The 22,927-nt window shown below is 72.0% G+C and carries 19 protein-coding genes; 13 read left to right on the plus strand and 6 right to left on the minus strand.

What is annotated here, in order from left to right; translation table 11 throughout:
- Positions 1-340: 340 nt before the first annotated feature.
- From ABD841_RS37650 to ABD841_RS37665, 4 genes are all read left to right on the plus strand, one after another.
- Positions 341-703 carry a type II toxin-antitoxin system RelE/ParE family toxin gene (locus ABD841_RS37650; RefSeq protein ID WP_344981720.1) on the plus strand — a complete coding sequence of 121 codons (363 nt, stop codon included), beginning with the start codon at positions 341-343 and terminating at the stop codon, positions 701-703.
- Between the two features lie 2 nt (positions 704-705).
- Positions 706-1,056: a helix-turn-helix domain-containing protein gene (locus ABD841_RS37655; protein ID WP_344981722.1), complete on the plus strand. Its 351-nt coding sequence runs from the start codon at positions 706-708 to the stop codon at positions 1,054-1,056.
- Positions 1,057-1,714: 658 nt separating this feature from the next.
- A complete protein-coding gene (locus ABD841_RS37660; protein WP_344981758.1) occupies positions 1,715-2,458 on the plus strand; it encodes a DUF72 domain-containing protein in 744 nt (247 codons plus the stop codon).
- Between the two features lie 631 nt (positions 2,459-3,089).
- A complete protein-coding gene (locus ABD841_RS37665) occupies positions 3,090-3,464 on the plus strand; it encodes a Rossmann-fold NAD(P)-binding domain-containing protein (protein WP_344981724.1) in 375 nt (124 codons plus the stop codon).
- On the opposite strand, the gene ABD841_RS37670 is transcribed toward ABD841_RS37665, so the two are convergent.
- A complete protein-coding gene (locus tag ABD841_RS37670) occupies positions 3,419-4,432 on the minus strand; it encodes a CapA family protein (protein ID WP_344981726.1) in 1,014 nt (337 codons plus the stop codon). The two genes, ABD841_RS37665 and ABD841_RS37670, sit on opposite strands and share 46 nt — an antisense overlap.
- A gap of 278 nt (positions 4,433-4,710) precedes the next feature.
- Between ABD841_RS37670 and ABD841_RS37675 the strand changes: the two genes are divergently transcribed.
- A complete protein-coding gene (locus ABD841_RS37675) occupies positions 4,711-5,118 on the plus strand; it encodes an archease (protein WP_344981728.1) in 408 nt (135 codons plus the stop codon).
- Between the two features lie 80 nt (positions 5,119-5,198).
- Here ABD841_RS37675 and ABD841_RS37680 read toward each other — a convergent pair whose 3' ends face one another.
- Complete coding sequence (locus tag ABD841_RS37680) at positions 5,199-7,052, minus strand: CASTOR/POLLUX-related putative ion channel (protein WP_344981730.1); 1,854 nt, start codon at positions 7,050-7,052, stop codon at positions 5,199-5,201.
- A 236-nt stretch (positions 7,053-7,288) separates the two neighbouring features.
- Entirely contained in the window at positions 7,289-7,684 is a 396-nt protein-coding gene (locus tag ABD841_RS37685) for a hypothetical protein (RefSeq protein WP_344981732.1), read from the minus strand.
- Between the two features lie 748 nt (positions 7,685-8,432).
- Between ABD841_RS37685 and ABD841_RS37690 the strand changes: the two genes are divergently transcribed.
- Positions 8,433-11,240 carry a glycosyl hydrolase gene (locus ABD841_RS37690; protein ID WP_344981734.1) on the plus strand — a complete coding sequence of 936 codons (2,808 nt, stop codon included), beginning with the start codon at positions 8,433-8,435 and terminating at the stop codon, positions 11,238-11,240.
- A gap of 44 nt (positions 11,241-11,284) precedes the next feature.
- Here ABD841_RS37690 and ABD841_RS37695 read toward each other — a convergent pair whose 3' ends face one another.
- Positions 11,285-12,235 (minus strand): SCO6745 family protein, encoded by a 951-nt coding sequence (locus ABD841_RS37695; RefSeq protein ID WP_344981736.1) that lies wholly within the window; start codon positions 12,233-12,235, stop codon positions 11,285-11,287.
- Positions 12,236-12,518: 283 nt separating this feature from the next.
- On the opposite strand from ABD841_RS37695, the gene ABD841_RS37700 reads away from it, so the two are divergent.
- Together ABD841_RS37700 and ABD841_RS37705 are read left to right on the plus strand one after the other, a co-directional pair.
- The gene (locus ABD841_RS37700) at positions 12,519-13,475 is read left to right on the plus strand and encodes a TIGR03885 family FMN-dependent LLM class oxidoreductase (RefSeq protein WP_344981738.1); all 957 of its coding nucleotides are present in this window, start codon (positions 12,519-12,521) and stop codon (positions 13,473-13,475) included.
- 187 nt (positions 13,476-13,662) lie between these two features.
- The gene (locus tag ABD841_RS37705) at positions 13,663-14,136 is read left to right on the plus strand and encodes an ATP-binding protein (protein WP_344981740.1); all 474 of its coding nucleotides are present in this window, start codon (positions 13,663-13,665) and stop codon (positions 14,134-14,136) included.
- 43 nt (positions 14,137-14,179) lie between these two features.
- On the opposite strand, the gene ABD841_RS37710 is transcribed toward ABD841_RS37705, so the two are convergent.
- Complete coding sequence (locus tag ABD841_RS37710; protein ID WP_344981742.1) at positions 14,180-15,061, minus strand: LysR substrate-binding domain-containing protein; 882 nt, start codon at positions 15,059-15,061, stop codon at positions 14,180-14,182.
- Positions 15,062-15,141: 80 nt separating this feature from the next.
- Here ABD841_RS37710 and ABD841_RS37715 point away from each other — a divergent pair, with 80 nt between their 5' ends.
- Both ABD841_RS37715 and ABD841_RS37720 read left to right on the plus strand, forming a co-directional pair.
- Positions 15,142-16,590: an MFS transporter gene (locus ABD841_RS37715; protein ID WP_344981744.1), complete on the plus strand. Its 1,449-nt coding sequence runs from the start codon at positions 15,142-15,144 to the stop codon at positions 16,588-16,590.
- 98 nt (positions 16,591-16,688) lie between these two features.
- Positions 16,689-17,987, plus strand: coding sequence for an MFS transporter (locus ABD841_RS37720; protein ID WP_344981746.1), 1,299 nt, complete (start codon positions 16,689-16,691; stop codon positions 17,985-17,987).
- A 122-nt stretch (positions 17,988-18,109) separates the two neighbouring features.
- Here the strand turns inward: ABD841_RS37720 and ABD841_RS37725 are convergent, their stop codons facing one another.
- Positions 18,110-20,110 (minus strand): helix-turn-helix domain-containing protein, encoded by a 2,001-nt coding sequence (locus ABD841_RS37725; protein WP_344981748.1) that lies wholly within the window; start codon positions 20,108-20,110, stop codon positions 18,110-18,112.
- A 372-nt stretch (positions 20,111-20,482) separates the two neighbouring features.
- Here ABD841_RS37725 and ABD841_RS37730 point away from each other — a divergent pair, with 372 nt between their 5' ends.
- The 3 genes from ABD841_RS37730 to ABD841_RS37740 all read left to right on the plus strand — a co-directional run bounded on the left by ABD841_RS37730 (position 20,483) and on the right by ABD841_RS37740 (position 22,789).
- Positions 20,483-21,037, plus strand: a complete 555-nt coding sequence (locus ABD841_RS37730; protein WP_344981750.1) for an Ohr family peroxiredoxin — start codon at positions 20,483-20,485, stop codon at positions 21,035-21,037.
- 167 nt (positions 21,038-21,204) lie between these two features.
- Positions 21,205-21,804: a hypothetical protein gene (locus ABD841_RS37735; protein WP_344981752.1), complete on the plus strand. Its 600-nt coding sequence runs from the start codon at positions 21,205-21,207 to the stop codon at positions 21,802-21,804.
- A gap of 142 nt (positions 21,805-21,946) precedes the next feature.
- Complete coding sequence (locus tag ABD841_RS37740; protein ID WP_344981756.1) at positions 21,947-22,789, plus strand: class I SAM-dependent methyltransferase; 843 nt, start codon at positions 21,947-21,949, stop codon at positions 22,787-22,789.
- The last annotated feature ends 138 nt before the right edge of the window (positions 22,790-22,927 follow it).

Genomic DNA, 22,927 nt, shown 5'->3' on the forward strand with positions numbered 1-22,927 from the left:
TTCGAGTCCCTGGCGGCGCACACCGCATCCGACCGGCGCGTCCGTGACTCCGATCACGAACGCGCCGGTCGCGTTCACGCCCCGTTTCGTGAGGCGCGTCCGCTCGGACACCGCCCTGCCGGGCACCGGACCTGTTCAACCTCTCGATGCGCCTGGCGGCCACACTCCACGGCCCCTCTACGGCGAACGCGTCAGCCACGGCTGCGAACCGGCCGCGCTCCACCGTGCCCCCGACGAACTGAGGTGGTCCAGGTCTGACGGAGGCTGATTCCGCTGTCTGCCGGCGCGGTATGGTCAAGGAAGCTAGGTTAAGGCTAGCCTTAACCTGGAGGAGGCGTCGTTGGCCTGGGCCGTGAAAGTCACCGAGGAGTACGCAGCGTGGTTCCGTGCCCTGATCAAGGAAGATCTCGCCTCGGCCACGCAGGTGGCCCAAGCCGTAGCGGCGCTGCGCGAGGAAGGCCCCTCCCTGGGCCGGCCCCTCGTCGATCGGATCAAGGGCAGCAGCCTGCACCATCTCAAGGAACTCAGGCCCGGCTCACGTGGCCGATCCGAGATCAGAATCATCTTCGCCTTCGACCCGACCCGGTCGGCGCTTCTGCTGCTCGGCGGCGACAAGGCGGGCAACTGGGAGCGGTGGTACCGCGTCAACATCCCGCTGGCCGAACGGCTCTACCTTGACTACACCGCCGAAGAGGAGGAGTGACCATGCCCAAGCGCACTCCACAGGACTGGGACATCCTTGAGCGAGAACTGCACGACGCCGGCGTTTCCCCCTCCGCGGTCGAAGCCGGAGCGCGCCGGCTGCTCGCCGAGACGCGCGGGCGCCGACTCTCCGAGGCTCGCAAGCACGCCGGGCACACCCAGAAAGACCTCGCCGCCACCATGGGCGTGAGCGTCGCGCGCATCTCTCAAATCGAGCACGGCGAGGTGACCTCCATCGACGTCATCGCCCGATACGTCGAAGCGCTCGGCGGGCACCTCGACCTGGTCGCCGACTTCGGCGACCACACCATGAGACTGCCCGTCAGCGGCCGATCCACCGATACTGCCGCATGACACCGCGCCGCGGCTTTTGATCAGCGGGTCCGGGATTCGAGTCCCTGGCGGCGCACACCGCATCCGACCGGCGCGTCCGTGACTCCGATCACGAACGCGCCGGTCGCGTTCACGCCCCGTTTCGTGAGGCGCGTCCGCTCGGACACCGCCCGTCCGGCGCGTCGGCCGGTCGGCCTCTTGGCGCCCTCGGGTGAGCCGGGTCCGGCGAGATCGGAATATCTCCGAAGGCGCGTGGCGAACGCCCACCACCCCGGCCTGGCCTCCCGCGAGGGCCCGCACGCCACGAGGGCTCCGTACGGGCCCGGCACCCGGGCGGTGAGCACGTCGGCGCCATCACGCGTTTCCTCTCCGCGGGGAAGGGCAGGTCTGCCCTGACGGGCAGGCCCGATCTGACGGGCAGGGCATCCGCGCCGGAGGCGCCCGGTGAGGACCGCGCCGGCCCGGCACCCGCGTCGCCGAGGAGGCCGACATGCCCGAACGCGTCAGACCACGGGACGGCACGCGTCGCTTCCCCGGAAAACATCGCTTCCCCGGAACGCGTCGTTTCCCCATTCCGGCGGCCGGTGGCGTCCGGCGCGACGGCGGGACGCCCGGCGGGGCCGGTGGACACAGTCACCGCCGCCGGGTCTGACGGCGCGGATCGGGGCGTGTTCCCATGATGCTGGTGGGGACGTCCGGCTGGCAGTACGACCACTGGCGCGGCGTGCTGTACCCGCCCGGTCTGGCCCGCGGGCGGTGGCTGGAGCGGTACGGCGAATGCTTCCGGACGGTCGAGAACAACGGCGTCTTCTACCGGCTGCCGGCACGGGAGACGTTCGAGAGCTGGCGGGACCGTACCCCGGAGGGTTTCGTCATGGCGGTCAAGGCCAGCCGGTTCCTGACCCACGTCAAACGTCTCCGGGACCCGGAGGAGCCGGTCGAGCGCCTGCTGGGGGTGGCCGGCGGCCTGGGGGACAGGCTCGGGCCGGTGCTGCTGCAGCTGCCGCCCACGCTGCGGGCGGATCCGGAGTCGCTGGACGCGTGCCTGCGCTGCTTCCCGGCCGGGGTGCGCGTCGCCGTCGAACCCCGGCACCGGTCGTGGTGGACCGGCCGGGTACACGACGTGCTGGCGGCCCACGGAGCCGCCCTGTGCTGGAGCGATCGCCTCGGCCGCCCGCAGACGCCGCTGTGGCGGACCGCCGGCTGGGGCTACCTGCGCTTCCACGAGGGGGCGGCCACGCCGTGGCCGTCGTACGGCGACACCGCGCTCCGCTCGTGGCTGCGCCGCGTGGGGGAGGCGTGGGACGACGTCTACGTCTACTTCAACAACGATCCGGGCGGTGCGGCGGTGCGCGACGCCCTGCGGTTCGCCGGGTTCGCGCGTACCGCGGGACACGAGGTGGGCGGGGCCCGGCTCGCCTGACGTCGCCGTAGGCGAAGATCCCGCCGGTGTGGTCGAGCAGCGGCCGGATGGTGATCTCACGGCCCTCGTGGCCGCCGCCCCTGAGCCGGCCGGGCAGCCACCGGTCCTCGCCGGTCCGGATCGGGCCGGGTCGGTCCGGACCTGTCCGGGGCGGGCCCAAAGACCATCGGCCGGAGGGCCGAACGGCCCTGCCGGGGCCGTGCGCGAGGCGCGATCCTTGTGTTCGGGCACCCACCGGGGGAGGCTGAAAGACCGAACGTGCCGGCCCTCGGGCAGTCACTGCAGGGCGACGGTCCCGTCCGGACGGCGAAGCAGGGGTGGAACGGCCACGAGGCCGTCCCGCCACCTGAACGGACGGAACCACCGGCTCGATCGGTCTTCCCGGCGGGTGCCCCTCACCCGAGGGTCGCAGCGGGTGCAGAGCGTGACCAGCGTGTTGAGCCAGGTCTGCACGTCGCGGACCACCGGCGCCGAACTCGCCGTGGACGGCGGCGGCTCCCAGCTCTGATTCGATTGTCCGCCTCGCGCCGACCGTGCACAGCTCGCTCGATCACTACGGTTTCGTCCCCACCTTGATCGGCATCGCTCGGCGTACCGGCGTGTCCGCCTTCGTCGCGGACGGTGCCAACCGATGGCCCGCGGTGCACCCCTGGACGCGGCCCGGCTGTACAGGCGGGCGCTGGAGACAGCGTCAGCGGGCGCACGCCGGCACGGAACCGCCGACGAGGGCGTGGCCTTCCGGGAGATCGCCGAGGTCATCGGTCACCACCTGAGCCTGCCGGCCGTCAGCATTCCACCCGAGCAGGCACCGGATCACTTCGGCTGGTTCTCCTTCGCGGTGTCAGCGGACAACCCGACATCCAGCTCGGTGACCCGCGATGGCGCCGGTGCGCAGGCACTGCCGGCTGAGCACGATCATCTGCGCGCGCCGGATCCGATCCGCCGGGGCATGACTCGCCCTCAGCCTTCCGGTGGGGATTCCTCCATGGCCTCGGCATACGCGTGATTCCCGAGGCCGACGACGAACTCCCCCTCCTCCACCGACACGGCGGTCCCCATGCGCGCGCAGGCCTGGGTGAAGCGTCTGCGGATCCACGCCCACTCCTCGCCGTGGGCGGCCCGGGTGCGGGCGTAGGCCAGCTTGATGGGCAGGGCGCGCAGCCGCACCGGGCCCCGCTCGCCGAACTCGACGAACCAGAGCAGGCCGAGGTCGTTGCGGAGCAGTTCGTCGACGGCGTAGTCGTCGATGAAGTCGCCGAGGTCGTAGAGCACCGGCGGGTCCACCCCGTGGAACACGTGAGCCGAGTGGCCGGCCACGACGGTCGCCCCGGCCCCGACGAAGTCCCACGCCGCCGTCCTGACGTAGGGGAGGGGACGATCGGTCATGTTCGGTCCCCAGTGCGGTGTGACCAGGACCGCGTCCACCCGGGGCCGCAGTTCCCGTATCGCGTCGAGCGTCCAGGGCGGCGTCCCCGAGGAGAGGTCGGCGTACGCGATGCCGGGCCGCGCGGGCTCGGCGGCGAAATCCCGTGGATGGTCGCTGACCCCGATGACGCCCAGCCGCGTGCCGCGGACGGTGAACACGGCCGGCCGGCGTGCCCGGTCGAGGTCGGGGCCGGCCCCGACGGTCCCGATCCCGGCGCGGCCGAGGTGGTCGAGGGTGTCCGTCAGCGCCTCGTACCCGTAGTCCAGCGCGTGGTTGTTGGCGAGGGTGACGCAGCCGACCCCGAGCCGGGCCAGCAGGTCCGCCGCCTGCGGCGGGGCACGGAAGTGGAACGGCTTGCCACGCGCCTCCCAGCGGCTGCCCCGCGCGGACACGCAACATTCGAGGTTGAGCAGGAAGAAGTCGGCCTCGGCCAGCCGGCCGAGGAGCTCGCTGGAGAGGAAGTCGGCCGGATCGGTCGACTGCTCGATCTGGGGCGCCACGCCGCGGCCCAGCATGGTGTCCCCGGCCAGTGCGATGGTCAATGACACGGTCCACCTCGCTTCCGAGGTCGCCTCCCACCCAACCGCACCGCCCGATGGATCGGCAGAGGCGAAGGTCCTCACCCGGCGGTCCGCGCCCGCGGAACCCGCGCCCCGATCCATCGCGGTCCCTTCCAGGGACCTTCAGCCCTACCGGACGGACGGGGTCCGGCTCAGAGTGGACCTCGTCGCTGTGCGGATCGCGGGGGGCCGGCATGGGCAACGGTGAGGCAGAGGATCGGGACGCGGCGGGATACCGGGTGCGTCTTCGCAACGATCATCTCGTATTGGACGCCTGGTCTCCCAGCAGGGCCGAGTGTGTGGCGCAGGCGGTCCGGGGGCTGGTCGCGGGTGCCGTACGGCCCTGTATCGCCGTGCCCTACAAGCAGATCGTCGTGCGGATCGAGCCGGAGTCGGACCCCGATCTGCTGACCGCCACCCTGTGCCAGGTGATCATTCGCCTGGGGACGGACGGGCAGGTGCCCGCGGACGTCGAGGTCGTGGAGGACACCGACGGGGGCGCCACCCTGGTCATGGCGATGGTTCCGATCGCGGAGGTCACCGCGCTTCCCGTGGCGGTCCCCGCGGCCGACGACGTCGTCTTCGAGCACGCGGGCGGCGGGTGGAGATGCCACGCGGTCGTGGACGTCCAGGCCGGTGAACACGTCTGGCGGGGCGTGCCCGGCGGGAGGTGACCGGCGGCGGTTTCCCCGCCGTCGCGGGGGTGCGCGGGAACGGGCTGCCGCACCGTCACGGTGTGACGCCCCGGCCGGGGTCAGCTCCGGGCCAGCACGATCACCGTGTCTCCGGGGCGGAAGGTCAGGGTGCTGCTCTTGGGCGGGTTCAGGACGACGCCGTTGCCGCCCGGGCCCTCGCCGTCGGCCGCGCGGCCGGTGCGGTAACCGATCGCGGCCTCGCCGTACGAACACGCGGCCGCCACCACGGTGGCGTACGTGACCGGGGTCGCCAGCCGCACGTAGTCGGCGGCGGGTTTGATGTAGATCTCGTGTCCCTTCGCGTCGAACAGGTCGGCGAAGAGCTCGCGGCGGCGTGGATCCTCGGCGAGCTGGGCCATCAGCAAAGTGGTGATCTTCGAGCTGACGATGAAGTCGTCCACCTCGGTGACCTCCACGAGGCGGCGGTCGCAGTCACGGACGATCTCGGTCACCAGGCTGTGCCCCCACCCGTGGCTCCTGCGCATGTCGCGGACATGCAGGAGGGTGAGGAGCGTGCGCGAGTCGGCGAGCTGGGGATCGACCCGGTCGTCGGCCAGGATCAGCACGTGGTCGAACGTCCCGGGGTCCAGCGACTCCAGGGTGGCGCGCAGCGTCACGTCACCGGTCCGGCAGGCGAGGGGCAGGACGGCTGTCCGGGAGCCCAGCGCGCCAAGCTCGGCGATCATGCGGGGATCGTCGGCGGCGACCGCCACGTGCGAGCCGTGCGGCAGGTAGCGGTTGAACTCCGCCACGACCGCGGCGCCGCGATCGTTCCACCCGAGGACGAGGACGCGCCGCGGCACGGGTCCGCGCCCGGAAGCGGTGGAGATCGCCGCCTCGTCGACCGCGGCGGTCGAGCGGGCGGGTGCCGCGCCGTCGTCGTTGGAGATCACGATGAGCCGGTCGTCCGCGCCGATCCGGGTCTCCGCGGCAGGGCTGAGGAGGATCCGCCCGCCCCGCTCCAGCCCGATGAGCGAGCAGTTCTCCAGGGTGGGGAGAGCGTCACCGAACCGCTCGCCGGCCAGCTCCCCGGCGCCGGTGAAGTAGATCTCGTCGCCGTCGAAGGCGAGCAGGTCGCTGTAGACCGCGGACAGGCCGGCCTGCACGCAGGTCTGCACCATGATGCGGGCGGAGATCTCGTCGACGTCGACGACCTGGGCCCCGCTCCCGCCCGCGAGCCGGGCCGCGGCCAGGTTGCGCGGGTCACGCACACCGGCCACGACGTGGACGGCGGGCGGCACCCCGGCGGCGTCGAGGGCGAGGAGGCTCTTGACGGTCCTGGCGTCGGAGTCACCGTCCTCGGTGCCGAGCACGATGACCGCCTTGGCGCGCTCCGGGCTGACGATGGCCACGTCGATGGGGTCGGTGGGGCTCCCGGTGCGGCACACGACGCGCAGGCGGCGGGGGAGGACGAGCCGGTTCCTGATTTCCTCCTCCATGGCCACCCTGTCTTTCTCGGCGAGGATCGCCACGCAGGTCGCGCCCCGGTTCGCGTCGGCCGCGGAGAGCTCGGCGAGGACCAGGAACACCTGCTCCGACCAGCCGAGCACGACCGTGTGGCCGCGCTCGACGACCAGGGACCTGCCCTTGCGGAGGGTGGCCAGCTTGCGGTCGAGCGCCGTCTCGATCATCCCGATGAGCGCGCTGAAGATCACGATTCCGGTCAGGGCCAGGACCAGCATGCTGCCGAGGAACACCGGGGAGCCGGTGTCGCGGGTCACCATGGCCGGCGACATCATGCGCATCAACCCCGACCAGAGCGCGGAGCGCAGGTCCACGCTCCGGGAGGAGAAGGAGAGGACGGCCACCGCGCCGGCCACCGCCGTGATCAACGTCACGACCAGGAGCAGGCCGAACATCGCGGTGGAGCCCCGGGCGATGAGGGTGTCGAAGCGGTATCGAAGGCGCTTCACGCGTGGACCCCCCGTCGTCACGCCGCGCCCATGGGACCGGCATCGGTACCTGAAAGTCGCTGTCGCCTGCCTTCGGGGCAGGAGAGAAGTGGCTCGCCCGCCGGGCCCGGGTCAGGACGGCCGGGGTGCGGTCCGGTGTTCCTTTGTCCCGGGCGCCGTGCGGAATCCCCGGGGCGGCGGCCATGGGAAAACCCCGGTCGGGCCGGAGGCCTGGCCGGGGTGGGTGATCCCGGGGGTCAGCTGACGTTGGCGCAGATCACGAAGACGCTGATGCCGACGTCGCCGTAGCCGGGCTGGCGGCCCAGGCCGATCCAGCCGGTGCCGTCGTCGGTCGGGAAGGACCCGACCAGGACGGCCTGGTTGCCCTGGGCCTCGGCGCCCCCGCCCACGGCCTTCTTGCCCGCGGGGCAGCGGACCGTGCGGCGCTGGAAGTTGGGAACGTTGGCGTTGGGGAGCTTGATGAGCTGGTAGCCCGTGAAGTCCGCGACCGCGGGCGCGGCGGGGGCGGCGGCCCCCACGGACTCCGCGGGCACGGACGCCGTCGCCGGGGCGGCGAGCGCCATCGTCGCGAGTCCGGCGAGCCCGACGGCCGCGGTGGCGGCGGCGATGGCCAAGGGCTTCCTGTTGCGCATGTTCTCTCCTGGGACAGCAGGTGCTGGAGTTGTCACGGAAAGTAAACTGATTATTACTTTCCGTGTCCAGTCTTGGTTTTGTCACCGCGGGGTGAGTTGCGCCCGGCCTGTTGATCGGGCAGGCGCGAGGGGTCGGCCGGGCGGCGTACGGTGCGTTCGCGCGCTGGGGCGTGGCGCGGCACGGGTGCGGGGGTGTCTCGGGTGAGAGTCGCGGCCGATGGCGGCGGTCCGCGAGCACCCGGCGGGGGCGACCCGCGGGAGCGGGGGCGGGCAGCACGGACAGGCCGACCGGCGCGGCGGGACGGTCGGCAGTGAGAGCGCTCTCAGATCAGGATAGGCATATGCCTCGATCGTGGGCCAGCGCCTGAGTGCGGAACGCATGAGTGCGGAGAGGGCTCAGTCCGGCGGAAACCCCCGTTCTCTGGGCGTCTCTCGCCTCACCTGCGTCTACCTGCTTTACCTTTTCGTTATTAATGCGAAACATTGACTGCCGTGAAACGGGCCGTTACTTTCTCGCTCAGAGAGCGCTCTCTCGGATCGGTCCGCCGCAGAATCCTCACCTTTCTCCCCGGAGGCACCCCCCATGGATCCCTCGATCCGGACCGCGGGTCCGGACAGTGCGCGCCCCGGTGAAAGCCGGCCCACCCCCCACGGAGAACGACCCACCCCCCGCGAAGAACGGTCCGCTCCCCGTGAAGGACGGCTCGCCCGCCGTCTCCGCCTTCACCGACGCGGGCTCGCCGCCGGCGTGGTCGTCGCGATGGTGGCCGGGCTGCTCGGCCTCGGCGCCGCCCGGTCCGCCGAGGCCGCCGCGGTCGGCGCCGGCAGCTACGCCGACTCCCTCCCCTCGGGCCGCTCGCTGCCGACGGGCTGCGGCTCCATCTCCACCAACCCGCGTCAGTGGGTCACCGCCAACGCCCCCGCCGGGGCCGTGCCCACCAACGACTGGTGGTCGTCGATCCTGTTCAAGAGGACCGACTGCGCGTACGGGGAACCGCTCCACGCCCACCCGATCTCGTACGACACCTTCGGCGACGGCCTCGGTTTCTCGTACAACACCACCCCGGTGATCAGCGGCACCGCGACCGGCGTCGGCGAGTTCCACTACCCGTACGTCCAGGACATCCGCGTCGGCGTCGCGGGCCTGAGCTCACCGGACGTCAAGGTCGACGGCTGGAGCGACTGGACCGTCACGCCCTACTGGAGCGGCGGCGGACGGACCATGAAGGCCACCATCGGCCACGGCCTGCCGTTCGCGTACTTCCAGGTCACCGGGGGCGACGCGCAGATCACCACCTCGGGGAGCCCGGCGGTGTGGTCCAACAGCGGCGCCACCATCGGCTTCACCGCGAACGGCCACGACTACGTCGCCTACGCCCCGGCCGGCGCGACCTGGTCGGTCAGCGGGACGACGATCCGCTCGTCCCTGGCCGGGCAGGGCTTCTTCTCGGTGGCGGTGCTGCCCGCGGGCGGCGACCGCGCCGCGCTGGCGAGCACCTACGGCCAGTACGCGCACGCGCACGTCACCGGGACCCGCGTCTCGTACTCCTACACCCCGTCGAACAGCACGCTCACCACGACGTACGCCTTCACCACCACGGCCAGGCAGGGCAGCGCGACCGGTACGGTCATCGCGCTCTACCCGCACCAGTGGAACCACCTGACCGGCTCGACCCCGCTCACGCAGACGTACGTCTCGGCGCGCGGCCCGATGAAGATCGTCACCGGTACCCAGTTCAGGACGTCGATGAAGTACACCGGCGTGCTGCCGGAGGTGCCCGCGGTGGGCGACTCCTCGGGGGCCGACCTCACCACGGTCACCAACCACCTCAACGCCGAGCTGGCCAACCCCATGGACATCCGCGGCGACGACACCTACTGGACCGGCAAGGGCCTGGGCCGGGCCGCCCGCATCGCGGAGATCGCCGACCAGCTCAACCTGACCTCGGTGCGCGACGCGGCGCTCAACGCCATCCGCGGCCGCCTCAATGACTGGTTCACCGCCTCACCGGGCAAGACCAGCCGGGTCTTCTACCTCAACCCGACCTGGGGCACCCTGATCGGCTACCCCGCCTCGTACGGTTCCGACCAGGAGCTCAACGACCACCACTTCCACTACGGCTACTTCATCGCCGCCGCCGCGACGCTGGCCAAGTTCGACCCGAACTGGGCGAAGACGAGCCAGTACGGCGGCATGGTCGACCTGCTGATCCGTGACGCCAACAACTACGACCGCTCCGACACCCGCTTCCCCTACCTGCGCGACTTCGACATCTACGCCGGCCACGACTGGGCCTCCGGCCACGGGGCGTTCGGCGCGGGCAACAACCAGGAGTCCTCCTCGGAGGGCATGAACTTCGCCAACGCCCTCATCCAGTGGGGCCAGGCCACCGGCAACACCGCGGTCCGCGACGCGGGCGTCTTCATCTACACGACCCAGGCCGCGGCCATCAAGGAGTACTGGTTCGACGTGCGCGACCAGAACTTCCCCTCGGCCTTCGGCCACAGCACGGTCGGCATGGTCTGGGGCGACGGCGGCGCCTACGCCACCTGGTTCAGCGCCGAGCCGGAGATGATCCAGGGCATCAACATGCTCCCCGTCACCGGCGGGCACTTCTACCTGGGCGAGAACCCGGGCTACGTGACCACCAACTACAACGAGCTGGTGCGCAACAACGGCGGCCCGCCCACGGTGTGGCAGGACATCATCTGGGAGTTCCTCGCCCTCGGCAACGGGGACACCGCGCTGTCCAACCTCCGCGCCAACAGCGGCTTCACCCCCGAGGAAGGGGAGAGCCGGGCGCACACCTTCCACTGGATCCGCAACCTGGCGGCCCTCGGCACGGTGGACACCTCCGTCACCGCGAACCACCCGCTGGCCAAGGTCTTCGTCAAGAACGGCGCCCGCACCCACGTGGCGTCCAACATCACCGGCAGCGCGATCACGGTGACCTTCTCCAACGGCACCGTCCTCAACGTGCCGGCGGGCAGGACGGTCACCTCAGGCGCCCACACCTGGAGCGGAGGCAACGCCTCCGGCGGCGTCAACCCGGGCCCCGACCCCTCGCCCACACCGACCGCGGGGCCGTTCGCGGCGACACGCCACCTCGCCTCCGGCGGGGGACTGCCCGGCACGGCCGGCACGGCGGGGAACGTCACGCTGGCCGCCGCCAACGGCAACCACGACGGCACCCCGACGAACGCCCAGGTGTTCACCGCCACCGGCCTCACCGCCGCCTACAACGGCGGTTCCACCACCTTCGACCTCTTCGTGGACGCGGGCACCACGATCGCCAACGGCACCCAGACGCGGGTCTCGTACGACCTGACCGGCGACGGGAGCTGGGACAGGGTGGAGACCTACCGTTACTTCGCCACCGACCCGGTGCCGGGCTGGGAGCACTACACCCAGGCCGCCGGCCTGCACTCCTCCTCGGGGACGCTCGGCAACCTGTCGGGCGGCCGGGTGAAGGTCGAGGTCTGGAACGCCATCGGCGGCGGCACCACCACCCTCGGTGTCGGCGACCGGTCGCTGGTGAGGCTCCCGTTCGGGTGATCCTCGCGGCCGGGCGGACCCTCCCGCCCGGCCGGTCCGGCAGGTCAGCCGATCCGTGACGGGGCGGCCGGGATCGAGGGATCCCGGCCGTTCTCACCGTCCCGGCCCTCGGCGGTCTCCGGCGCGTACGGCTGCGGCAGGCCGATCGGGTTCGCCGGCGGGAAGGCGTCCGACGCCCGGACCGCGGTGGTCAGCGGGTGGAGCAGCCGGGCGAGCGCGGCGGTGCGCTCCTCGCCCAGGGTCCGCCAGGGCCGGGCCGCCGCTCCGTCGGTCAGCTGCTCGATCCGGTCGCGCTGCCGCGCGCCCTCGGCCGTCAGACGGCCGGAGGCGTCGGTCCACCCCCGCTCCCGCAGGGCCTCGGCCGCCGCGTCCCAGTCGCCGTCGTCCCAGCGCCGGGCCACGCGCAGCTGCGCCAGGTCGGTCTCGCCCGCCGCGACCTTGAGCAGATGGGCCTCGACGGGGGAGACCCCGTGGACGACGAGGGCGGCCACATGCCCGTCGCCGCGGTGCTCGCGCAGCGTGGTCGCCGCCTGCCAGAGCCGCAGGTGCGGCTCCTCCGGCGCGGGCAGCGCCCGGTTCGCCGCGGCCAGCACCCGGCCCGCGACGTCGGCGTGGCCCGCGGCCTCCCAGGCGAGGTCGGCGGCCGCGCGCACGTCGTCCGACTCGACCACCGCGTCCGTGAGCAGGCGCCGCAGCGCCGCGTCCGCTCCGTCGAGCCGGGCCCGCAGGACGTCGCCGGGGGTCGCGAACGTCCAGGCGTCGGGCAACGCCCGCGCGACATGCGCCGGTGGGAAGCCGTGGAAGGCGGCCGTGACGGCGTCCGGGCCGACCGGCCCCAGCGGAGCCGCCCGCGTCGCGAAGTACCCCATCCAGAAACCGCGCATGCCGACCGCGTCGGCCGAGGTCCGTCCCTCCGGGGTGAAGTAGAGGACCGCGTGCAGCGGCTCCAGCAGCCGCCACATGGTGCGCGGAATGTTCGAGTCGGACTCCGGCACGGTCTTACACCCCTTCTCCTGGATTCCGGCGGATCGGCCCGTCCTTCCTCACACCGTACTCGGTGGAGCGCCAGGATGATCTCGTGGCGGGAAACGGCCGGAGGCGTTCCCGGGCCGGGCGGGTGTTCCCACGGGTGCCGGCGGGCGGCGTCCCCCGTCAGCCACACCTCGGCCCTCTGACCGGTTTCCCTCCGGCCGGACCTCTCGCCCCGGCTTCCGGTCCCGCGGAGAAGTGGGACCGGTGCCCTGACTGGACGGCCGCCGTGCGGGTAGCCGGGGACCTATGACGACCTATGGCTTCCACTCATCACACGAGCAGGTCCACCCGGCAGAGCTGTTGAAGGCGGTGACCCGGGCCGAGCAGGCGGGGTTCGGGGCGGCGATGTCGTCGGACCACTTCTCGCCGTGGAGCGAGAGGCAGGGGCAGTCCGGTTTCGCCTGGTCCTGGCTGGGCGCGGCGCTCCAGGCCACGGGCCTGCCGTTCGGTGTGGTCAACGCCCCCGGCCAGCGCTACCACCCGGCCGTCATCGCCCAGGCGATCGGCACCCTCGGCGCGATGTACCCCGGGCGCTTCTGGGCCGCGCTCGGCACCGGGGAGGCGAGCAACGAGCACATCACCGGTGACCGCTGGCCGCGTAAGGAGCTTCGCACGCGGCGGCTGCGGGAGTGCGTCGACGTCATCCGGGCGCTGCTGGCGGGGGAGGAGGTCAGCCACGACGGCCTGGTCACCGTGGACCGGGCACGGCTGTGGACCCGCCCGGAGGTCCCGCCCAAGCTGCTGGGCGCGGCGGTGAGCCCCGAGACGGCGCGCTGGTGCGCGGAGTGGGCCGACGGCCTGATCACGGTGAACGCGCCCGCGGACCGGCTCCGCGAGGTCCTCGGCGCGTACCGGGACGCGGGCGGCCGGGGTAAGGCGGCGCTGCAGGTCCACCTGAGCTGGGCCGAGACGGACGAGGAGGCCGTGGCCGTCGCCCACGAGCAGTGGCGCAGCAACGTCTTCCCCCCGCCGGTGTGCTGGGACCTCGACACCGCCGAGCTCTTCGACGCCGTCTCCGCGGACGTCCCGCCGGACAAGGTCGCCGGGGTGGTCAACGTCTCCTCCGATCTCGGCAGGCACGCGGCCCTGCTCAACGAGTACGCGGACCTGGGCTTCGAGGAGATCTACCTGCACCACGTGGGCCGGGAGCAGGGCGCCTTCATCGACGCCTTCGGCGCGAAGGTCCTGCCCCAGCTGCGCTGACGCCCCCGATCCGGAACCGGCCGGTCCCGGCCGGCTCGCATGGAGCCGGCCGCGGCCGTCTCCACTGAAGTGAATCTTCCTCACCTTTGCGACATTCGGCGGAAACAATTAGCTCGTAACCGATTCACAACATTAGGTAAATGTTCTACATTTGCGTGTGGGAGCGCTCCCATATCTAGGAGGTGCAGTGTCTCTCCACCACGGCTCATCAACGGCGTACCTCGACGCCGTCCCCGAGCGCATGGCCGAGTGCCTGCTGCCCGCGGCTCCCGCCAGCGTCCGCGACGCCCGCTCGCTGGTCCGTCAGGAGCTCTCCCTGTGGGGCGCCCACGATCTCGTAGACGACTGCGTACTGATCATCAGCGAGCTGGTCACGAACGCCGTCCAGCACGGTGGCGCCGCCTGCGCGCTGAGAATCCGCAGCAGCGGGGGCTTCGTCCGTGGCGAGCTCTTCGACCCCGGAGCGGGCGCCCCCCGCATGTGCGCCCGGGACATGGACGCCACCGGCGGCCGGGGCCTCCAGATCGTCGACTCCCTGGCCGACGACTGGGGTGTCGCCCACCCCTCCGCCGGCGGCAAGGTCGTATGGTTCGTCCTCGCCCTCCCCGACCCGTTCCGCCCCTCCCCGGCCCCGGCCGTCTCCCGGCCCGGCCGCGTGTAGCGGTGGCGCGTCCCCGCGGACGAGGTCCGCAGGGACGCCGGGCTCACGTTCGCCGCCGCTCCCCGGGGACGAGGTGTTCGATGAACCGGGCGCTCGCCGGGGTCTGGGCCGGCGCCGGGTTCCAGGCGAGGCCGATGGGGCGGCGCTGCGACGGGCCGAGAGGGCGGTAGACGGGGTCGTCGTGTTCGAGCACGGCGGGGCGGGGGAGCACACCCACGCCGAGGCCGGCGCCGATGAGCCCGCGCATGGTGGCGATCTCCTCGCTCTCGAAGGCGATCACCGGCTCGAAACCGGCTTCGCGGCACAGGGCGTCGATGACCCGGCGCAGGTCCGTGGTGGGGGCGAACGCGATGAACGGCTCGTCCCGGACGTCGCCGAGCGTCAGGTCCGGGACCTCGGCGAGCGGGTGCCCGGCCGCCAGGGCGATGCACAGCTGCTGTTCCCGCAGCAGGTGCCAGCGCGCGTTCGCGCCCTCCGGGGGCGGGGTGACCAGGGCGGCGTCGATGTCGCCGTGGTCCAGCCAGGCGTACAGGTCCCTGCCGAAGCCCTGGTGGAGCTCGAACCTGATCCCCGGGATGGCGGCCCGGTAGTCACGCAGGATCTCGGGGACCAGCCAGCGTCCCACCGAGTACAGGAATCCGAGGCGGATCAGGCCCGTGCCGGGGTTGGCCAGGGCGTCGATACGGCGGCGGGCCACGTCGAGCTCACCGACGGCCCGTGCGGCGTGGTCGCGGAACAGGGCGCCGAAGCGGTTGACGGCGAGTCTGCGACCGTGCCGGTGGAACAGCTCCGTGCCGAGCTCCGCCTCCAGCCGGGCGAGGGCCCGTGAGAGCGTCGACTGGTTGACACGCTCCAGCGCCGCCGTGTCACGCATGTTCTCCGTGTCGCAGAGGGACAGGAACCACCGCAACGTCTGCACGTCCATCCTGCGATGATGCACCGCGCGCATCAGCTCCGGCAAATACCTCATTTTGCGCATCAGTGCTGCTCGATCAGGATCGAACGGTGACCTCGACTCTCACCCGGCCGGTCGCCGCCTCCGGGTACCGGCCGGAGGACCCGGCCTACCGCCGGATCAGGTACGGGCTGATGCTCGGCGGGCTGGCCAACTTCGTCGCCCTGTACTACGTCCAGCCGCTGCTGCCCCGCGTGGCCGCGGAGTTCCACGTCTCGGCCGGCGCCTCGTCGGCGGTGCTCTCCCTCTCCACGGTCACCATGGCCGTCGCCATGCTGTTCGTCGGACCGCTCTCCGACATGGTGGGACGTGTCATGATCATGCGGGTCTCCCTCGTCGGCTCGGCCGTGCTGGGCATCGCGTCCGCGTTCGCCCCCACCTGGCACAGCCTCCTCGTCCTACGGGGCCTGGAAGGCGTCGCGCTGGCCGGCCTGCCCGCCGTGGCCCTGGCCTACCTGCGCGAGGAGATGCACCACGGCGCCCACCTGCGCGCGAACGCCGCCTACATCACCGGTACGGCACTGGGCGGGGCGGCGGGCAGGCTGCTCCCCGGGCCGCTGGACGCCCTGTGGGGCTGGCAGGGGGCGACCGCCGCCATCGGCGGCCTCACCCTGGCCTGCGCGGCCGGCCTGTGGGTGCTCGTGCCGCCCTCGCGCCGGTTCACGCGCTCCAGCCCGCGCCCGGGGGACCTGCTGCGCGCCACCCGCCTGACCCTGCGTGACCCGGCCCTGGTGGCGCTGTTCCTGGTCGGCGCGGCCGGGATGGGAGCCTTCGTCGGCCTGTACAACGCCATGGCGTTCCGCCTGGAGGCCGCACCCTACCTGCTGGGCGGGGCGGCGGTGCTGGTGTTCCTCGCCTACCCGGTGGGCGTGGGCGCGCCGCTGGCCGCCGGCCGGCTCGCCGCCCGGTTCGGGCGCGGCCGGACCACGCTGGCCGGCGTCGTGGCCCTGCTCGCGGGGGTGCTGCTCACCGCCCCGGCCCCACTGCCGATGATCATGGCCGGGCTCGGCGTGCTGACCTTCGCCTTCCTCGGCGTCCACTCCTTGGCCAGCGGCTGGGTGTCCGACCGCGCCCACCGGCTCGGCGCCGGCGTCGGGCAGGCCTCGGGACTGTACCTCCTCGCCTACTACGCGGGCAGCTCCGTCTTCGGCACGCTGGCCACCCACCGGTGGCAGGAGGGGGGATGGCCGGCCGTGGTCGCCGTCTCCGCGGGGCTGGCCGTGGCCGCCGGCATCCTCGTGGCCGTGGCCCGCCGGTTCGACACCGTCTCTCCGCCCGGTGCGACCTCTTCGCCCGGCACCGTTTCCCGGTCCGGTGCCGTTTCCCGGTCCGGTGCCGTTTCCCGGTCCGGTGCCGTCTCCCCGTCCGGTGCCGCCTCCGCATTCGGCACAGCCTCCCGGTCCGCCGCGGGTGAGCCCGCCGCGGCGAGGCCGGTCGCGCCGGTCGCACCGGCTCCCCGTACGCTTGCCGTCCACCGAGAGAGGCGGCGGCCGGGGTAGGCCGCACCGTCGTTCCGCGTCGCGGCACCCGGAGCGGTCCGCCTCGCCGGGATCGCGGGAAAGCCCGGCAGGACCGTAGGAAGAGACGCGCACCCCCCATGACGACCTTCGACCGCACCCGCCGTGCCTGCTACACCGGGTACGTCACGCAGGCCATCGTCAACAACCTGGCACCCCTGCTGTTCATCGTCTTCCAGACCCGCTACCAGGTGCCGGTGGAGATGCTCGGCCGTCTGGTGCTGCTGAACTTCGCCACGCAGCTCGTCACCGACATCGTGGCGGTGCGGTTCGTCGACCGGATCGGCTACCGGATCCCACTGGTGCTGGCGCACGTCCTGGCGGTGGCGGGGCTCGTGCTGCTGGCGGTGGCCCCGGCGGTGGCGCCCTCTCCCTACCTGGGACTGTGCGCCGCGGTCGTCGTCTACGCCGTCGGAGGCGGCCTGCTGGAGGTGCTCGTCAGCCCGGTCGTCGACGCCCTGCCCAGCCCGCAGGAGGGCAAGGCCGCGGCGATGAGCCTGCTGCACTCCTTCTACTGCTGGGGCCAGGTCGCCGTGGTGGCGGGCAGCACGTTGCTTCTGGCCTGGATCGGCCAGGACGCCTGGCAGGTGCTCCCGCTCGTCTGGGCGGTCGTCCCGCTCGTCAACCTGGTGGCCTTCCTGAGGGTCCCGCTGCCCGCGACCGTGCCCGACGAGCACCGCACCTCGTTGCGGGCACTCTTCACCACCCCGGCCTTCGCCGCCGCTCTCACCCTCATGCTCTGCGCGGGCGCGGCCGAGCTGACCATGTCGCAGTGGGCGTCCCTGTTCGCGGAGGAGGGCCTGAACCTGTCCAAGGTCTGGGGCGACCTGGCGGGCCCGTGCCTGTTCGCGATACTGATGGGCGTCGGCCGCATCGTCTACGGGCTGTGGGGCGAGCGGATCCCGCTGGTGCCCGCCATGGCCTCGTGCGGGGCGCTGGCGACCGTCTGCTACCTGGTCGCCTGCCTGTCCGCGAGCCCGGTGGCCAGCCTGGTCGGCTGCGCGGTGTGCGGCCTGGCCGTCAGCCTCCTGTGGCCGGGGACCTTCAGTCTCGCCGCCGCCCGCTTCCCCCTGGGCGGCGCGGCCATGTTCGGGGTGCTGGCCGTCTTCGGCGACGCCGGCGGCGCGGTCGGTCCCTGGATCGCCGGGGCCGCCGCCGACGCCGCGGCCGCGGGCGGGTTCCTGAACGGCCTGTCGGCCGTCCTCCCCGGCGACGGCGGCTCCGGGCTCCGCACCGGCCTCCTCGTCGCCGCCGCTTTCCCCCTCGCCGTCGTCGCCGTCACCCTCGCGTACGGCGCCCGCACCCGGCGCGCGGCGCGACCCGCGCCCGGCGGGGCCGGGAGCCCGAGCGGCGACGTCGAGGACCCGGCCGGCCGGTGACGGCCGCCCGCGCGGACGGGCCCGCACCGGTGGGTACGCGGGCCCGCACCGGTGAGTACACGGGCCCGTGCCGGCGGGAGCGCGGGCCGTGCCGGCGGGAACGGGGACGACGGGGACCTCCTCTACCGGTACTCGACGAGGACCGGCCGTTCGGTGACCCGCAGGCCGTCCTCCGGCCGGACCTCGGTGACGGTGCCGTCGAGGTGGCGCACCCGCGTGGCGGAGGGGCCGACGACGGTCTCGGCGGTCCCGCTGTGGGTCCACCGGATGACCGCGCGGTGCTCCCCCTCGGCCTCGGCGACCAGGAACTCGCACTGCCACACGTTGTCCGGCAGTCCGATCGGCAGCCCCCGCCCGCAGGAGCGCAGCCGGGTGCGGGCCAGCCACCGTTGCAGCTCCTCCACCGCCAGCGCGGCGCGCGTGGGGGCGCCTCCCTCGGCCTGCAGCACGATGGGGATGTTGGTCCCACCCCAGTTGTAGAAGTACATGCGCTGCAGGCCCAGATCGGTGGCGTAGAGGCTGAGCAGGTAGAACCGCACGGCGTTGTCGACCGCCCGCCGGTCGTCCAGCGAACCCTGGAGCGGGATCTCGTACGTCGTCCCGGTGTTCCACAGCGGCAGGTGCACCCCCGCCCGGTGCATCGTGCGGTTGACGTACCGCAGGATCTCCAGCATCGTCTCCGGCGGGTCCGACGGGCGGTGCTGGTGGAGTTTGATCCCGGCGACGTCGCAGTGCCGGTAACCGCCGAGCTCCGCGAAACGCTCCAGCGTCCGGCGGGCCTCGGCGTCCCACAGCCTCCCCATGCCGGGACACACGACGATCGCCTCCGGGTCCTCCCTTCTGACGATCTCACCGGCTCGGCGGGTCATCTCCACCAGCGTCTCGACCCCGCTGGTGAAGAACCGCGGGTCGTTGCCCATCACCCACAACTCGTACGCCTCGATCCGCCCCCGGTACCTGCTCACCAGGGCCTTCACCAGCGTGTCCCAGTCGTCCAGATCGTCGGGGGCCGCGGCCCGCGACCGGTCCTGGTACGGCCCCGTCGGCGCCTGCGGCGCGGCCCACGACGGGGCGGCCCCGAAGACGAACAGCGCGGGCAGCCCGGCCCGGTTCGCGCCGTCCACGAGGCGGTCCAGGGTGCTCCAGTCGAACTCGCCCCGGCGGGGCTGGATGCCGGCCCACCGGGTGCCGCTGTCCCAGAACCGGACGGCCCCGACCCGGAACGTCGGCATGTTGCCGGTGTTGGAGTTCATGGTGACGCCGAAGATCTTCGGCGAGACCGGGTACGGCGCCCGCACCCAGCTGGGGCCGGAGACCCACTGGGGGATCGGCATGGTGTCGGGCTCCGCCGGTGAAGGGCTTCCGGCCGAGGACAGGACCATGACGAGGAGCAGCAGGGTGAGGAGGACACCGGACATCTGCGTCCGGCGCGCCCGCCTCGCCGGATGCGTCCGGGGCGGGTCCGCCGTGGTGAGACCGGCGCGGGTGGCGACGGTGCCGCGTCTTCCCGCCCGGACCGGCGCCGTCCCGGCTTCCCCCTGGGGAGAGGCGGTGACACCGTACGGGACCGGGAGGCCGCCCTGGACGGCTGCGATGCCGTCGTGTGGGGCCGGGGTGGCGGCCGGGAGGGCCGGGGTGGTGCCGTGCGGGGCCACGGTGCTTTCATGCGGGGTCGGGAGTGCCGGGGCGGTGGTGCCGTCGTGCGGGGCAGGGGCGGCGCCGTGCGGATCTTCGAGGGCGGGGGAGGCGCCGGGGGAACCGGAGAGGGCGGGGAGGCCCTGGGCGGAGGACGGCGCTCCGGTGGAGGCCCCGGAGGACGGCGGTGGAGAGGCCGGTGCCGGTGTCCTCGGGGAGACGGCGTTCGAAGGCTGCTGCCGTCTGGCGTCCGCGGCCGACCAGGCCCGTAACACCTCTTGCAGCTCCGCGCCGCTGGCCCCGCATTCCTTGGCGATGCGCACCACCACGCCCACGTCGGGCGGCACGCTCTTCCCGCTGCAGTATCGGTGGAGTGTCGAGCTGCTGACGAACGTCGAACCGGCCAGGTCCTCATAGCTGCGCTTGCTGCGCTCTTTCAGCCGCCGAAGTAAACGGGAGAGCTCCCGATCCCTCTCCGAAACGGACATTCAACCTCCACCCGCGTTCGCCGACCGTTGACGTTGCCGTTGACAGAGCAGCATGGCAGCGCATCCCGAACATGTGGTGAACAGGCAGGTCGGCCGGGTGGCGGATGCCCCGCCCGCCGCGCATTGGGAAGATTATCCGTATATTAACGACTTTTGTCATTTTGTGTTGCTTATCGCCTATCGGGTAGGTAACCAGCGGTTTTTGGAACAAGGTCAATGCGGGTGTGCGACAGGGGACATGACAGCGGTCTCGTGCCCGCGGGAAAATCGGGGGACGAACTCATGAGCCAGGATGCGGGAGCCGGGCACCGGAATACGCGAGCCGGGCGGGAGAATCCAGGCACCACGGCACCCGAGGTGTCGAGCCGAGGGGTGGGACCCGACTACTCGGGGCCCGGAGTCGACGCCGAGCTCCGCGGGGCCGGGCCCGACGTCGAACCCGCCGGCGGCGGACCCGGCACCGGCACCGATACCGGAACCGATACCGCCGCGGAACCCGGTACCGACGACTACGACACCCTCTACACGGCGCGGGCCTCTTCCCGGGGTGACGGGGCGGGGCGGGTGACGACCGACGACGGGCTGCTCGACCTGGAGGTGAGGGCCCCGGAGCAGCTCGGCGGGCCCGGCGGTGCTCCCAACGCCGAGCAGCTTCTCGCCGCCGCCTACGCGGCCTGCTTCCACAGCTCACTCGCGCTGATCGCCGGCCGTACCGGGGTGGACGTCGCCGGAGCCCGCGTCGACACCGCCGTGGAGCTGCGCAAACGGGGGAAGAGTGACGACTACGTGATCGGCGTCGAGGTGACGGTCGACCTGCCCGGGGCGGAACGGGACGTGGCCGCCCGCCTGGCCGGACAGGCACAGGAGCACTGCCCGTACTTCAAGGCGATGCGGGGCAACGCCGACGTCGAGGTGCGCCTCGCCTGAGCGAGCGATCTCTTGGGGGCCCGCCGCCCCAATCTTGCCGCGGAGGGGGAACCGGGGAGGGAATTCTCGTTGGGACGAGAGGGTAGTCAATCGCCCATAGCGGTGACAGAGGGGCAATGCTCGCTGCAGCACTGCGTATCCATCATCGGGGGACAGAAGGAGAACGCATGAAACGCAACACCGTCGTGCGCACCATGCATGACGTGGGGCTCGCCATATGGTTCGGCGGCTCGCTGATGGGAGCGGTCGGCCTCAACGGCGCCGCCTCCGCGGTGGACGACCGGCGTGAGCGCACGCGGGTGGCGAGCGCCGGATGGAGGCGTTGGACGCCGGTCAACGCCGCGGGCATCGCCATGTACGTCGTCGGCTCGGCCGGCTTGCTGCTGGCCAACAGGGGGCGCGTGACCTACCAGAAGGGCGTGGCCGCGAACACCGCGGCCAAGACGCTGCTGACCGGTGTCGCGCTGGCCGCGACCGCCTACAGCAGGGTCCTCGGTGCCAAGATCGACCAAGCCGGCGAGGTGCCCGCCGAGGGTGCGACCAAGCCCGACGAGGCCACCCCCGAGGACATCGCGAAGGCGCAGCGGCAGTTGAGCCTCCTCCAGTGGGCCATTCCCGGTGTCACGGGGGCGCTCGTCGCCCTCACCTCCCTGCACGGGGAGCAGCAGCGACCGGGCGAGGTGCTCCGTGGCGTGGTGAAGGGTGCCTTCTCCTCGGGCGGAGGCCGCCGGGGGGCGACGGGAAGGTTCGCACGCAAGGCCGCCTGAGCGCCGGGCCCGGAAGGGCGCACGCGGGGCGTCGCGTGCGCCTTTTCCGTTTCCGGGCCACCTTCTGCTTTCCGGTGCTTATCTGCACCTGGGCTGATCCGGCAAATCGGAGTGTCTCCTGGCGCATCGCTGACGAGGTGTCATGGAAGGGCCGAAGAATGAACGCGTAGGCTCGCTGCTGGTCCGGCAGCATGCAGAGAGAGGTGCGATGACTTCTAGCTTCGCGGCAGGCGAGGAACAGTGGCGAGCTCGTCTGGGGACGCTCCGGCAGGTCGTCCGCCAAGAGCTGGTAGCCCGGCAGTTGGCGGCTCACCTGTCCGATGCGGTGCCGCAGCGTGTTCTGGATGTGGGATGCGGCCAGGGAACGCAGCTGCTGCGGCTGGCGCGACGCGGACACGATGTGACAGGGCTGGACTCCTCGGCGGCACTCCTTGGTGATCTTCAGCGTGCTCTGGCGGACGAGCCGGAGGATGTTCGGGAGCGAGTGCGGATACTCCAAGGAGACGTACTGGATATTGCTACCTTGTTCCGGCCTGAGAGCTTCGATGTTGTGCTGTGCCACGGGGTTTTGATGTACTTCGCCGACCCCGGGCCGTTGCTGGATGATCTGGCGCGGCTGTTGACCACAGGGGGCATGGTGTCCCTGCTGGTCCGCAACGGCGATGCCTTGGCGATGCGGCCGGGTCTGCTCGGCGACTGGGCGACAGCGCAGCGAGCATTCCAGGAACTGTCGTATGACAACCGTATCGGTGTCACGGCTCGCGCTGACCGCTTGGATGTCTTGACTGCCGCGCTCGCTGACCGGCGGCTGAAGGTGCGCGCCTGGTATGGCGTGCGCGTGTTCACCGATACCGCGCCGACCAACGCGGAAGTCCCCAACGACCAGGTTCTGGCCGCGTTGCTGGACTGCGAGGAACAAGCCGGCGCCACAGATCCTTATCGACGTGTTGCGGCTTTGACCCACGTTTTTGCCGAGCGGGCCTAGAGCTTGCATCGTCATGGCCGCCGCCCTCTCAGCCTGGTGGAAGGGGGGTCTTTCCCCTTGAACGTGGACACCTCGGAGACTGGATCTTGAGGTCCAGGGGAAGAGATATCCCTGATGGTGATGAAGAACTACCCGCCC

This window comes from Streptosporangium fragile, assembly GCF_039534445.1.
GTDB lineage: Bacteria > Actinomycetota > Actinomycetes > Streptosporangiales > Streptosporangiaceae > Streptosporangium > Streptosporangium fragile.

What these genes read in the sequence shown, in the direction of transcription:
- ABD841_RS37655 (WP_344981722.1), top strand. Translation starts at nt 706, where the DNA reads ATGCCCAAGCGCACTCCACAGGACTGGGACATCCTTGAGCGAGAACTG.
- ABD841_RS37660 (WP_344981758.1), top strand. Translation starts at nt 1,715, where the DNA reads ATGCTGGTGGGGACGTCCGGCTGGCAGTACGACCACTGGCGCGGCGTG.
- ABD841_RS37665 (WP_344981724.1), top strand. Translation starts at nt 3,090, where the DNA reads ATGGCCCGCGGTGCACCCCTGGACGCGGCCCGGCTGTACAGGCGGGCG.
- ABD841_RS37685 (WP_344981732.1), bottom strand. Translation starts at nt 7,684, where the DNA reads ATGCGCAACAGGAAGCCCTTGGCCATCGCCGCCGCCACCGCGGCCGTC.
- ABD841_RS37700 (WP_344981738.1), top strand. Translation starts at nt 12,519, where the DNA reads ATGACGACCTATGGCTTCCACTCATCACACGAGCAGGTCCACCCGGCA.
- ABD841_RS37710 (WP_344981742.1), bottom strand. Translation starts at nt 15,061, where the DNA reads ATGGACGTGCAGACGTTGCGGTGGTTCCTGTCCCTCTGCGACACGGAG.
- ABD841_RS37720 (WP_344981746.1), top strand. Translation starts at nt 16,689, where the DNA reads ATGACGACCTTCGACCGCACCCGCCGTGCCTGCTACACCGGGTACGTC.
- ABD841_RS37725 (WP_344981748.1), bottom strand. Translation starts at nt 20,110, where the DNA reads ATGTCCGTTTCGGAGAGGGATCGGGAGCTCTCCCGTTTACTTCGGCGG.
- ABD841_RS37735 (WP_344981752.1), top strand. Translation starts at nt 21,205, where the DNA reads ATGAAACGCAACACCGTCGTGCGCACCATGCATGACGTGGGGCTCGCC.
- ABD841_RS37740 (WP_344981756.1), top strand. Translation starts at nt 21,947, where the DNA reads ATGGAAGGGCCGAAGAATGAACGCGTAGGCTCGCTGCTGGTCCGGCAG.